13 protein-coding genes are annotated in these 12,972 nt (G+C 46.1%); 9 read left to right on the top strand and 4 right to left on the bottom strand.

Annotated elements, in window-relative coordinates:
* Positions 1-42: 42 nt before the first annotated feature.
* Positions 43-342, bottom strand: coding sequence for a helix-turn-helix transcriptional regulator (locus ACE3MN_RS15875; protein ID WP_038423230.1), 300 nt, complete (start codon positions 340-342; stop codon positions 43-45).
* Between the two features lie 122 nt (positions 343-464).
* Between ACE3MN_RS15875 and ACE3MN_RS15870 the strand changes: the two genes are divergently transcribed.
* Positions 465-734, top strand: a complete 270-nt coding sequence (locus ACE3MN_RS15870; RefSeq protein WP_023300861.1) for a regulatory phage cox family protein — start codon at positions 465-467, stop codon at positions 732-734.
* A gap of 104 nt (positions 735-838) precedes the next feature.
* On the opposite strand, the gene ACE3MN_RS15865 is transcribed toward ACE3MN_RS15870, so the two are convergent.
* On the bottom strand, positions 839-1,054 hold the full coding sequence (locus ACE3MN_RS15865) for a hypothetical protein (RefSeq protein WP_375364109.1): 216 nt from the start codon (positions 1,052-1,054) through the stop codon (positions 839-841).
* Between the two features lie 133 nt (positions 1,055-1,187).
* Here ACE3MN_RS15865 and ACE3MN_RS15860 point away from each other — a divergent pair, with 133 nt between their 5' ends.
* The 8 genes from ACE3MN_RS15860 (at position 1,188) to ACE3MN_RS15825 (ending at position 9,633) form a co-directional block, all read left to right on the top strand.
* The gene (locus ACE3MN_RS15860; RefSeq protein WP_049070281.1) at positions 1,188-1,406 is read left to right on the top strand and encodes a hypothetical protein; all 219 of its coding nucleotides are present in this window, start codon (positions 1,188-1,190) and stop codon (positions 1,404-1,406) included.
* Positions 1,407-1,421: 15 nt separating this feature from the next.
* Positions 1,422-1,799, top strand: a complete 378-nt coding sequence (locus ACE3MN_RS15855; RefSeq protein WP_105890092.1) for a hypothetical protein — start codon at positions 1,422-1,424, stop codon at positions 1,797-1,799.
* A 15-nt stretch (positions 1,800-1,814) separates the two neighbouring features.
* A complete protein-coding gene (locus tag ACE3MN_RS15850) occupies positions 1,815-2,087 on the top strand; it encodes a hypothetical protein (protein ID WP_004213097.1) in 273 nt (90 codons plus the stop codon).
* 68 nt (positions 2,088-2,155) lie between these two features.
* Positions 2,156-2,380 (top strand): hypothetical protein, encoded by a 225-nt coding sequence (locus tag ACE3MN_RS15845; protein WP_004213098.1) that lies wholly within the window; start codon positions 2,156-2,158, stop codon positions 2,378-2,380.
* Entirely contained in the window at positions 2,377-2,943 is a 567-nt protein-coding gene (locus ACE3MN_RS15840; protein WP_114261171.1) for a 3'-5' exonuclease, read from the top strand. The genes ACE3MN_RS15845 and ACE3MN_RS15840 overlap by 4 nt, the downstream gene beginning before the upstream one ends.
* Before the next feature lie 232 nt (positions 2,944-3,175).
* Positions 3,176-4,111: a Dam family site-specific DNA-(adenine-N6)-methyltransferase gene (locus ACE3MN_RS15835; RefSeq protein WP_375364108.1), complete on the top strand. Its 936-nt coding sequence runs from the start codon at positions 3,176-3,178 to the stop codon at positions 4,109-4,111.
* 37 nt (positions 4,112-4,148) lie between these two features.
* Positions 4,149-6,704: a replication endonuclease gene (locus ACE3MN_RS15830; RefSeq protein ID WP_032445035.1), complete on the top strand. Its 2,556-nt coding sequence runs from the start codon at positions 4,149-4,151 to the stop codon at positions 6,702-6,704.
* 142 nt (positions 6,705-6,846) lie between these two features.
* Positions 6,847-9,633, top strand: coding sequence for a hypothetical protein (locus ACE3MN_RS15825; protein WP_375364107.1), 2,787 nt, complete (start codon positions 6,847-6,849; stop codon positions 9,631-9,633).
* A gap of 417 nt (positions 9,634-10,050) precedes the next feature.
* Here the strand turns inward: ACE3MN_RS15825 and ACE3MN_RS15820 are convergent, their stop codons facing one another.
* Both ACE3MN_RS15820 and ACE3MN_RS15815 read right to left on the bottom strand, forming a co-directional pair.
* Positions 10,051-11,112 (bottom strand): phage portal protein, encoded by a 1,062-nt coding sequence (locus tag ACE3MN_RS15820; RefSeq protein ID WP_117122673.1) that lies wholly within the window; start codon positions 11,110-11,112, stop codon positions 10,051-10,053.
* Entirely contained in the window at positions 11,106-12,833 is a 1,728-nt protein-coding gene (locus tag ACE3MN_RS15815; RefSeq protein WP_126488947.1) for a terminase large subunit domain-containing protein, read from the bottom strand. Before ACE3MN_RS15815 ends, ACE3MN_RS15820 begins: the two co-directional genes overlap by 7 nt.
* Positions 12,834-12,972: the final 139 nt, after the last annotated feature.

The raw sequence follows: 12,972 nt of genomic DNA, 5'->3' as shown, positions 1-12,972 counted from the left end.
CCAATAATAGACATTTGAAATGTATGTAAGACCGGTTAATTGTTAACCAGTCTTTTGGTCTGAGTGCTGCGAGGTTGTTAAGTCTTGCCCAAAGTGTGCGAGGGCCGGTGCGATTTGACCGGATTCAGGGGATACCTGATCGGTCATAAACCACAGTGTGTATTTGATAAAGCGGGGGTGCTGAAGGATTTTCATAATTGGCTCTATCCCAGGCTTTTTATCTCCAGCCTCATAGCTACAAAATGAACCATATACGAGGCCTGTTAAGTCGCTGAATTGCCTTCTATTTAACCTTTCTGACTCTCGAATGAGCTTTATCTTTTCATGGATCGGTGTTGACATGAAATCACCTATAGTAGAATATTAAACCTATCGATGATGTTTTTAATCGATAGATGAATAACCAATAGGAGCAACTATTGCCCATTAGGAGCAATTAATTACACCAAAGGAGAATGTAACAGATGAGCAAACAGCTTGTAAGTAGCACGGATGCTGTGCCTTATCAGGAGTTCGCCAGACTCATCGGGAAAACCCCTGCTGCGGTGAAGGGCATGATCGAAAAAGGGAAGCTTCCTGTAATCGAGATGACCGATCCCCAGTCTACTTCTGGCCGTGCGGGCGAGTACTGGGTTTACCTTCCAGCCTGGAACAACGGCATGAAACTGGCCTACGAAAGTCGTCCGAAGGAGATCAGGGAAGGGTGGTTGATGTGGCTTGGACTGGGAGAATGAAAATGCTCGACCCTGCTGAATCAGATAGTGCATTACAAGGGCAAATTTTCTACCGTGGCGATATGAAAAGCGCCACATTGGTGGCGCTGGTTCCCTACAAGCAATTACTTGCCACGATTTCTGTTGACGTGTTCTTGCAGAATGGCGGCCAACTCTTCGATCTCATCCAAGGCGAGCCCAACAAAGAAACGGTCGGTGGATGGAATGGAGACTTTTTGCGGGAAGCCAAAGCCAATAAAAGCCATACCAGATTCGCCTTCGACGTAACCATATTGCTTGGCGATAACATAGGGATCCTTACGAACTTCATTACTAGACATTGAAACTCCTTGTTTTATGTGTAGTTGCCTGCCCATTCTTGGCGGAATGCAGGCCATAAAAAAATACCATAAACAAGCCATCATGAATGGCTTAACAATTCAATGAATATCTTTTGTTTGACGGAGTTCTCATATGAAGAGTGGGGTTGGTAAGGGGGTGTTGCAGTTGAATAGCAAAACCAGTCTTTACTGTGGCTTTACTATTCTGAAACTCCCACGCAAAAAACCGTACAACCGCCAGCGCTATCAAATTACGCACACAGGCCATTATTACGGCATTGACTTTGCTTTATCAGAAGCATGCCGAACGATTGACAGAATCATGAGTAAAAAGCGGTTTATTGCTTTTTAATCTCTGGGGGCGAAAATGAAACTCGAATATGCAGACAAAATTAACTCGCTTTTACAATGCTTCCATTTCAATAAAGAGTTTCTGGAATGGAATCATGATTACTCTCTCCAGCTTTTACGCCATGGCGTATCCCACCTTTATCATTTCGCAATGCTTCAAGGCGAGAATGATGAATGCACTCTTGAAGAACTCCGCAACATCATTATTTCCGTGACCGATGGTGATATCCCTAAACCATACGACCTTCTATCTCTGGACGCTGAGCAACTGAAGAAGGCTATGAAGTTTGTTCAACCGCAGGCTGTAACCGTAGAGATTACACCGGAGATCCTGGAACACCTGAAACTGGGAGCTAGAGCCTCCTGGCGGCTGGAGCCCCCTCGCTTTAACTGATCATCGGAGTACGCCATGTTCACCGAAGAAAAAACATCTTGGGAACAGGAAATGCTGATTCGAGAAGCAGTGGAAAGTGCCGAGCAGGGGTTCACTGTACATCTAAAAAATGGTGCTCGTATCACCATTAGCTCAAAAAGCCCGTCTAAAGATTTAATAATTTACGGGCTCGAAAAAGCAATTCGCGGTAATCACGATCGCGCGCGAATGACCTTTATTGATTTCATGTATTACTGGCATGAAAGGATATTTAAGCAGATTAAAAGAAAATCGCGTCCAAACAATTAATTAACCCGCTTTAAAAATAACGGCATTCACTTTGCCGGGGATTCGTTTTGCCTTTTTCAGGAGGTTGCATGTCGGTTACGTCAATAAAGCCGGAAGGCGGAATAAGCGATCCAGAGTTTATGGGAATCAGCACCAATGCGCGCAAAGGCGAGCGCGCCCACTTACTCGGATTGCTGCGCATTCGTATGGGCCTGCTGAAAGAGCAAGGCCTTACCCCCGAAGAGATTTATTCAGCACTTGAGCAGTGGATAGCCAACCACGAAACAATCACCAGCGAGGGCAGTAGACCATGAATCACTTAATGATCGATTTGATTAACGTTAATAAGGAACCGTCATCACCTCTGTGCGCCATTGAAGCTGTGTTTTTTGAACCCTCAACAGGGCAGATCGGAAAGGTTTTTTATTCTTCGATAGACATTCGTAAATCTGAAAGCTTGAAGGGCCGTATCAGCATTAGTACGGCATTCGATTGGATGAAAAAAGATTCTCACTGGCGCGCCGAAGTAATGAGCGCAACCGAAGCTGAAGAAGATGTACTTTGCAGCCTTGCTGCTTTCATCGCCGATAAGACCTATCCCCGGAACGCGGCGTTATTCGTATGGTTCAAAGATACCCCGGAAAAACTGGTTTCACTTCGCTATGCAGTGGATCGCTCAGAGGTGTCAGGCATTTTTCCTGAAGGCACAAAATACCGCTGCATTCGTTCACTTCTCGACCTTGCTGCGGCCACAGACTATGCGCCTCATGCGAGAAGCGCTCTGGCACGTTACACGCTCACTGACGCGCGATATCAAGCGGAACAAGTCTGCGAAATCTGGCAGCGATTGACCTCTCCACACATTGGATCGCTGTGAGGGCCGCCATGCATTCGCATTTATCTGTTGTTTGTAACGCGCCGTTGCCGGTTTGTAAGAGGGCGCTTGCCGCCCTGAATTGCTTTGCTCGTGGACAGCGTAATTACACCCGCGTCAAGCCACACGCCTATCTCGTGATCCGCATTGGCCTCCGTTGGCGTTTGCTCAGCAAAAACGGTGGTAAGCAGTGGCGACTGATGACCCATGAAACCTATAACCAGGAATGCCGCAAATGATTAAGTCACCTCTTAAGTGGGCTGGCGGTAAAACCCGCGTGTTGCCGGAGCTGCTGAAGCACTTACCTAAAGCCGATTGCTTGATTGAGCCCTTTGTAGGCAGTGGCACAGTCTTTATGAATACGGAATACCGCCGCTATGTGCTTTGTGACAGCAATCGCGCATTGATCAATTTCTTCCTCGCGCTCAGGGAAGACCCTGAAAGATTGATACTGATCGCCAGGAACCTATTCAGAAATGGCAATAACGAAGATAGCTATTACGAAGAGCGCAAGTTGTTCAACCACCTGTCGTGGGATGACGAGTGTGCAGATGATTACGTTGTACGGTGGGCTGCATCATTTTTATACCTGAACCGCCACTGCTTTAACGGGCTTTATCGCACCAACAGGGATGGCGGTTTCAATGTTCCATTTGGCAGCTATAAGGCGCCTTATTTACCAGAAGCAGAAATACGCCTATTTGCCGAAAAGGCGCGGGATACTCACACGCTCTTTCTTTGTAATGATTTTCGTACTTCCATTCCGTACGTCGCCAGGAATCGCCTGGACTCCGTGATTTACTGCGATCCACCGTACATCCCGACTAGCAAAACAGCCAATTTTACCGCTTACGGCAAGCCATTTACCCTGGATGATCACCGCGCTTTGGTTACGGCGTTGCTGGACGTTAATCGCCAGCATGGAACGCGATCGGCCATCTCGAATAGCGACACACCAGAAACACGCCAGATCTACTCCGCTTTCAATCTCCACGCCTTCAGAGTTCGACGTTCCGTTAGCGCCAAAACCCGCGATATGGCCGGTGAAGTGATTGGCGTTCTTCGCGTGTGTGGTGGTTGCGGTCGTTCTGGTGGTGGAGGTTGCCCGGACTGTGGGGCGGTGATGGGTGATGCGACATATGCCGAAATGTTTGGCGCGCCGGCTTGTTAAAGCGTTGGCTTTGCAAAATAAGATTCGAAGGTGAGTTATGCCTGACTCCACATCCCTGGCATGGAGCTGGAATGCCAGAAAGCAGCCAGTAAACCCTTATGCTGTTGATGTGCCTGCACGGAAACCCTCTGCGCTGGCCGTCTGGATTGCGCTTTATGAGCAGGATAAAAGCGATCAACGCGAGCAGGCTGAAGCAATGAGTCGTGCAGCAGAAGAGTACCTCTTTTCTGTTGCACATTGCGATCCCTGGCACTATGACGAATTGAATGATGCGCTGATTGAGAAGGCTAAGCGACATGCAGAACTCCATCGTGTTGATCCTCTTACCCTGATTCGTGATGACGTCGCCAGCTTGCCTGGTTTCCTGCGTAAGCCGCTGGAAACAAGGATTAAGTATTTGGAAAAATCAGAAGATCCGCGCCATTTGCCTACCTATCTGAATGAGGTCATTACTCCCTCATTAGTGAGAATTGACAAGGTCCGTGCTAACCAGGCGTCGCTGTCATTCCAGGCCATGGCTGGCAGGGATAGCCTTGATCAACTCCTTCGACTTGCTGAACTGAATCAGCGGGAGGTTAAGCGGCTTTCAACGCTGGTCGCAGCGCACATTGATATGATTTTTATCCAGCTTTGCGGTGAGATGCTGACCGATGAATTAGCTTCTCCCATCGTAATACTGGAGCTCTATCGTCGTGTGGCGGCCGAAGTGTCACGCCTTGATGTTATCCCGCCGGGTTATGAAGCGCTCCGCAGCAAACATAATCGCCGCAACCCGATTAATTACGAGCTGATACCGGGCGCGCTTGCCCGTATGCGTTGTGCTGACTGGTGGCAACGTAAGCTGTGGCAACTCCGCAACGAATGGCGAGAAGAGTTACTTCGGGCTGCGTGCCTTGTTCATCGGCACGCATCACCTTATGTCAGCCATGACATTCTGTTGCAGAAGCGGGAACAACGCCGTAAGGCGATGGATTTTTTCCGCAACCATGATCTGATTAACGAAGATGGCGACACGCTCAGCATGGAGGATGTGGTGCTTGCAAGTGCCAGCAATCCAGCGCACCGTCGTAATGAGATGATGGCCTGTGTCAAAGGCTTGGAATTGATAGCTGAAATGCGTGGCGACTGCGCCATGTTCTATACCATCACCTGTCCTTCTAAGTACCACGCCACACTGATGAACGGGAAGCCTAACCCTACATGGGATCACTCGACAGTTAGGAAAAGCAGCGACTATCTGGTTGATACGTTTGCGGCATTCCGTAAGGCAATGCACAAAAAAGAGCTGCGCTGGTACGGCGTCCGCGTAGCCGAACCACATCACGATGGAACTGTGCACTGGCATTTATTGTGTTTTATGCGCAAAAAACATCGACGTGCAATCACAGAGCTGCTGCGTCGTTTCGCTATCCGAGAAGATCGCGCCGAACTTGGCAATAACACTGGCGCTCGTTTCAAGTCAAAGCTGATAGACCCGCGAAAGGGGACTCCGGCCAGTTATATTGCAAAGTACGTCAGTAAAAACATCGATGGGCGTGGGCTGGGTGACACCGTCAGCAAGGAGACGGGTAAATCACTACGTGATAGTGCCGAGTACGTCACTGCATGGGCATCGTTGCACCGTGTTCAACAATTTCGTTTTTTTGGGATTCCAGGCCGCCAGGCGTACCGCGAGTTACGATTGTTCGCATCGCAGGCAACTCGTGCAATGAAAACCAGCAAACCGGGCGCTCCGGTACTTATGGATCCAAAACTGGACGCTGTGCTCGCTGCTGCTGATGTTGGCTGTTTTGCCACTTACATCATGAAGCAGGGCGGTGTACTTGTTCCCCGCAAAAATTACCTCATTCATACCGCCTACGAGCCGACAGTCGAACCAGGAACCTATGGCGATCACGGGATTCGTATTTATGGCATTTGGTCGCCAATCACCGGTAAGGAAAACAAAATATGCACGCATGTCCATACCTGGAAGATGGTGAAGAAGGCTCCCGCTAACCCAGGCGCTGAAAGCGCCGCCCAGGGCGACCCCGTCGCCCCTTGGACTCGTGGCAATAACTGTCCCCCAAACCAAAAAATCAGCAAAAAAGAGATGTTAACTGACATTGCTACACCCGAGATAATGACCCCTGGAGAAAGAACGGGAGCGCTTGATGTGAGTAAACTACCCGCTAAAGAGCGCCGGGCTATACTGAGAAGAGTTACAGAAGTGAGCTATAACAAGAAAAAAGCGCAGGCCCACGTACAATCACGCAATTACTCTCCGCTTGAGGTCTTGTTGAGCGATTTTGCTTCGTCTGTTGGCATCCAACTCAGTGAATCCATGGTTAATCATTTACTTAATGGTAAACGCATACGTTACGGTGATCGCATTTACTACGCGACTCATGATGGAGAACTGCGCAGTTTTGATCTGGATAATTCAGATGTTCAGATTAGAAAGCTGTGGAAGACCTTGGAGAAACATATTAAAATTGACCATTCAAAAATTATCAGAGATCCTCTAGGGCATTACCTGCATCGGTTAAAGAAGATAGATCTTCGCACATGGCAATTGCTCTCTGGGAAAATAAAAGGTGGGAAACATGTATGATGATTACCATCATCGTAGCTCGGGAATGGATTTTTTCAGTCTTTATACAAAAATTTATAGGAGCAATTTAGTTAAATAAGATAATTGTCGCACCTATTTGTATGCTCAAAGTGTGTCAGTAATCACATAAGGGAGATATATTTTGAAGAATGAAGTTGTGTGCAGGTCGGAAAGGCTATCTAAATATAATAACATAAGATTTACAATTACATTTTATGTCGTAGTTTCATTCACTGTTCTTTCTGGTATTTATTGGGAACGTTTTTTTGATGTGCCCTACAAATATCTTTTTGTCAGTCCCTCTTTCTATAATTATGCATATCTTAATTGGATTGGTAGCGTCTGGGGAAGTATATTAGGTATACATGGTACCATAGCCGCTTTATCTATAACATTTATGAGTATGTTTGTAGGCCAAGTATCTACGTCATCAGAGTATGGTTTCGAATCTATATCCAAAGAGCTTCTGCTAAGAAAACATAATTTTTTAAGTTTTAGTATTCACTCTGTATGTAGCCTTTTATGTGGTGTTTTCTTATTGCTTGTCGGCAGTGGTTTGTTGGGATATATGATTTCAACCTTCCTTTCATTACACTTCATAATCCAGTATGGGGTCATGTATTATAAGTTATATAATCTCACTGAGAAGCCCGAAATAATTAAATCTTTTTTGTTTGATGCGATAGAGGATGTAGGACATAAATATGATAATATCAACGAACAAGGTTTAGCTATAGAAAATGAATTCCGTACAATAATTTTTAAACATGAATTCTATAGCACAGACCGTAGTGGTGTTTATTGGGATGAGAAAGCTATTATATTAAATGTATTTCCTAATCAGTCAGCTAAAATAGTTTCGGGATTTGATTCTGAATTTTTATCTAAACTCTCTGACAAAATAATTTCGATGAAATACAATACTCCACCAAAATTATATTTCTTATTCTCTTTTCTATCTCCATTATCTAGCGCATCAATAAAAATTACCCCGAGTTCTGGGGAGGAATTATTGGAGTCGGATATTTCTGAAATTACATCTCTTTTAAAAAAGTGTTTTGTTTATAGTTCAGTACCTTCTGTATATAATGAATTCAAGAAATTCGAAGAAGCATTAGTAAATAATGTTAGAAATAGTTTGTTGTTTAATGATGAATGGTCACTGAGTTTTGGTGTAAAAGCGTTCAATAAACTCACATCAAGTGATAACTATATTTTAACTTTGAAAAATATCGACCTCTCAATTACTTCATCCAGTAAAAAGGATATTGTTGAAATATCAGTCTTGGCTAGCTTTTTAGATAAAATGACTGCGGAAGCTTTAAATCAACGTGATATAAATAAAGCTGCTGATATTCTGCGGTCATTGATGGATCTTGCGCAATATATTTACTCTAAAGAAAATTATAATAAATTTTATGAGGTTATTTTCCATCATTTTGAATATATGGTTAAGTATCAAGCGGAGGAATCAAATTATGCATATGTTGACCTGTATATATCCCTTGTTATTCGTCATTTTGTTTATGGTAACCACGCTGCATTTAAAATTGATACGAATTTCATAACAACCAAATTAAGATACTTGGATTTATATAACCAGAACGAAAATGATTGTTTGAACGAATTACAAAGAAAAATGCTACGTTGTTTATTTGAGATTATCACTTTGCTGATTATGAGAATAGAATATGTAGATAAAAATAAAAAAGATAATGAGGATGAGTTAGGAAACCTTCGGTTTTTATTGAAGAGTTGGGTGAATGCTGAATTCTTAGAAGAGTTATATTTTAAGAAAGAGCTCTATGACCTCTTGTTTACGATCCCAAATGATTATTCGGTTTTTGATGCACAAAATAAGTTGCGTGAAATTCCTGAGGGTGAAGCAACTTGGCGTTCAATTTCTAGCGATACTTATAAAATGATAGCCTTAATGCTAACGCAGAGTTCTTTCAATAATAATAATCTCAATGTTGTTTTTATTAGGGATGATAATGATTTCTATGAGGTTACGAAATTAAGTACGCATAAAATTAAGGACGTAATTAATTATTTGAAAGGAGATGGTTTTTTAAATCTTATTAATGTTGTTTCGGAAGGTGAGGATGTAATAAATAACAGAGCTCAAATCATATCAAAATTAGAATCAATATTGTCATCGATGAATGCATCAATATTAAATGAAGTGATTGCTTCAGAGTTAGCACCCGAGTTGGTTGGTAAATATATTCAAGAGGTTCGTCTTTCAGTTGAAAAGTTAATTGGACTTGTCATCCCCTTGGATAAGCTTGAAATAACTAAAGAATTGCTTGGGGTTGAAGCTAATTTATTGGTTTATAAGAGAGAAGTTATCCCTTCTGTGGATAATAGCGCCTATATGATGGACTCACATAATCATAGTAATTGGTTGGCTTATTATTGGGTAAGGGAAAATATTGATAGCATTCGTGACAATCCTCATGACATAGTGGGAATTGATTCTTTACAAGATTTGAAAACAGACAAATTAATAACTATAGAATATAAGGTTGAAAGTGGGTTGAATGTTTATAAATATACTAAGGGATTGAAAGTTAATGATAAGGAAGGGTATTTGGGTTTAAATGGGTCAGGTATGTATTATATTGACTTGTTGGATAATTTTGAGTTTAAAAGAGAGGCCGATATTTTATCGATTAGTATCGGGAAAATAGATGAAGACAACTTAAGAAAGGCAAAAGAACTCTTGGGTGATGGAGATGAAAATCCTTTACTATATGCAATGATGAGCGTGCTATTCAAAATATTGGCAAACCCTAAGGGAATATTTAAATTATATTATCTTTCTGAGGATAAATGCAGGTTTTTAAATCAAAAAGAAGAGAGGGAAATGGAGCAGTTATTAAAGGCTAGCCGTGTAGACAGTATCGATAACAGCAGCATGTCTTAAGTGTTAGTTGGCAATTCGGATTTGATTATGATGAATACCTCACTAAACATGCGAAAGTACGCATGATTATGCAATGTTTTTTAGTTTTTTACACTCTCTATATGGTCGGTCAGGACATGGTCAAAGGCGCATTTTGAGCATGCACGAAAAATGAAAGGATAACTGCGCGCAGGTGACGGGGGGCAAGCCCCCGCAAGCGGGTCAGGGTAGGGAAGGCGGCAGAATGCGCGATCTCATGGATTCTGCGTCACGGTGAGCGATCGTTTTGGGTGGAGGCATGCCTCGCACAGTAAAAAAGCAGCGATGCGTAGAGGGCTGCTGATGCGGGATTTTTTAAGCAGAAAAGATGAGGCCAGCGAAAACGCTGGCCTGTTATAAATGGCTGATGTTGTTTAAAGAAACTGAATTTTCTGGCGGTTACTTCTCAGGGGTAAGCAAAGCGTAAGGGTTAAAGCGGATCACTTCTTCTCCGATCCACTCGTTCACCACCTTCAGCGCCTCCATCACGGGTGTCAGTTCGTTGATAGCGTACACCCGGGCGGCTTTCTCGATATCCCCAAATGAGCCGTTTCCCTCTGGCATGGCGCCCATCAGCTGCGGCGGGATACGGTGCGCTGCGAGTATGTCGTCACGTGTGGCGTTCTTAATGTTGATAAACTCATCTTTCGCCGTGATCTGCTGGAAGGGGAGGATTTGCACGCCGTCTTTGCCGCCGCCTGGCGCATGCAGCAGCAGGTTTTTAAATGCGCCTTTACCGCGCGCGCCTGTCAGCGTCTCCTTGACTGCCTTCATGCTTTTATCGTCAACCTGTCCGGCACCAATATAGACAATGCATCCGGCGTGAGATCCGTTGTCGTAGTACAGCTTACGGAACATGTCAGCGGAGTGGGCCAGGCTGGCGGCCAGCAGCGCTGCCATATATTCCGGCATGCCGTAGACCTCCTGATTGATATCAGGGTTCAGAACGTGACAAACCGTTCCTGATTTGAACGTGTGCTCTTCTTTCCAGCGCCGGATAAACCAGTATTGATCGAGATCTGTGCTCCCACGCCGGGTGTACTTCGCAAGAGAGTGTTTGAAGGGAAGCGGGCCGCCCAGACGATTACGCGGCAATTCGAGATAGGCATTGCCAAACGTGAACCAGTCCAGCGCAAACGCGGAAAAGGTCTGGCGATTGAGCAGCTTGTGCGGGATAAAACAGCCGGTGAGCACATTACGTTTGAAATACAACGCCGACTCATGCCAGGCGCTCTGACGCGGAGCTTTAGCCAGCCCGTAAAAGTCTACTGGAGTCTCATAGTATCGCCCGTTGTCCATGCAATAGAGATTGTCCAGCAAATCGGCCATATCACGTACGGGATAAGGGCCGTCAAAGCTAAACGCTGTCAACGCGGGATCGGCCTTCAGTGACTCTGCAATGTCAGAACCGGCGGTGCTGGCTATCGGCTTTTTACCGTATTTCTTTTTCACAGTTACCATCCCATTGCGAAACCACCGCCGCCACTTTCCTGGCCCAACGGTTCATTAATAATCGAAAGCATGGTTGCCCATGCCATATCACCGTGGCTTACGCCGCGCGAACGGTCGGTTTCGTAAGTGATGAAACCGCCGGGCGTAACGACTTTGCGAACAGCATTAAAGGCTCTGACCAGACCCTGCTCGCTGCGGTCATATTCCCAGCGGCCGGCGCGTATGACCTGCAACATTTTGAGGACAAGGGCGCGCTTGGAAGAGAGGCTCATCTGATAGCAAATAGCCGCCGGGAACCAGTTTTTAACAATTTGCCAGACCGCCTCCCCGACGCCTTGCCCGTCAATGGCGATGTGAGTGACGTTGTAGCGCTCGGCAGCCTCTTTGATGACCGCCGCCTGCTGTTCAAACTCAAGTCCCCGCAGTTGCTTCAATTCAACCGTGCGAAACCGGCCGCCGGCCACAAGGGGAGGGACCGTTACGGACAGAGCACCGGCATCACCATTGCCGCTGCCGCCGTTGGCGTCATAGCCCAGCCACACTTCACGTTGGCCCATAGGGCGACTGGCGAACGGTTTCCAGTCGGGCCAGTCGTCATACCCGTCAGCGCCGCACCCCAGTAACTGGCTAAGATTGAACGCGCTTTCGCCGTCTTTGACGAACTCGCACATGTACAGGTTTTCAAATTCATCAGGACTGTTTTCGTCCCTGATTTCATCAATGTCGGTGTAGTCCCAGCCGTTGTTGATAGCGTCCTGAATAGTGACGATCTGCCGCCACGTTTTGTCCGGGTAAAGCACGCCGCTATGCGTTTTCTTCCATGACACGTCAAAATCAACGCGCTGCGCTTTAGGCCGTTTCGCATTCCATCGATCCCCGGTCCAGAACTGATAGGCTTCATGGCTTTCGCTGGATGGAGTAGAGAAGTAAGTACGCGTTAAGCCTTTAAGTGTTGCCATGGCGCCGGCGACCTTACGCAGGTTGATAAAGTTTCCTGTCCAGAAAAACTCATCAAATCGCAGGTGCCCCGTGTAGGACTGCGCGGTCGCAGCTGATGTCCCGAGAAAATGCAGCTCCGCTCCGTTTGACAGCGTGATTTGCTCACCGCCTTTAAGTTCGACGTCCACCTCCTCAGCCGCTTTGCGGATGAAGTTGCGGAACTGGAGCGCCTGCTTGCGGGATGCTGACAGAAAAATTTGGTTGCGCTGGTAGTCGTGCTTAACGTCCGTTCTCAGTGCGCCCAGCAATGCCTCGCGGGCAAAGTACCAGGTAGCCCCAATCTGCCGCGATTTGAGGATCATCCGGTTACGCTGATCGCGCTGTTCGTACCAGCCGCGCTGGTGCCATGCGAGAGAGTCGAGAATTTTTGAGCGCAATGCCTCGATCTGCTCCTCGGAGAAGTGATTTTTCTTCTTGCGACGGCTGGTTTTTTTAACGTCGGTGGTAGTGGAGGCCTGCCCGGTATCTAGCTTTTTCAATTGCCGGGTTAACAGATCAATCTCTTTGAAATCGCCACTGGTTTTATTGTCTTTCGCGCTCAGCTGGCAGAGACGGGTATCAATGGATTGCGTCACCCGTTTGATGGGCGTTGTGTCATCCCATGCGTCGCGCTTTTTCCACGAATAAACCGTGTTTGAGTTGATACCCATTAGTCGCGAAATTTCGGCGGGCGGGTAACCCTGCCAGTAGAGCTGCTTTGCCCTCAATCGAATAAACGCATCCTGAATCATCACTTCCCCCTTTTGAGCAGGGAGATTACCTGCGCGCGATCCCGGCGGCTCGGGCTTTCAGGTCTGACCGTTCTCCGACAACAAAACCGCGTGGCGCCGGGCTTTTAGGCTCTGCGATGATGCAGCGACTGACATAAAT

It is taken from the genome of Klebsiella grimontii, assembly GCF_042137965.1.
GTDB classification, from domain to species: Bacteria; Pseudomonadota; Gammaproteobacteria; order Enterobacterales; family Enterobacteriaceae; genus Klebsiella; species Klebsiella grimontii.
The sequence above is the reverse complement of the archived record's forward strand: the minus strand, read 5'-3'. Positions and strand labels throughout refer to the sequence as shown.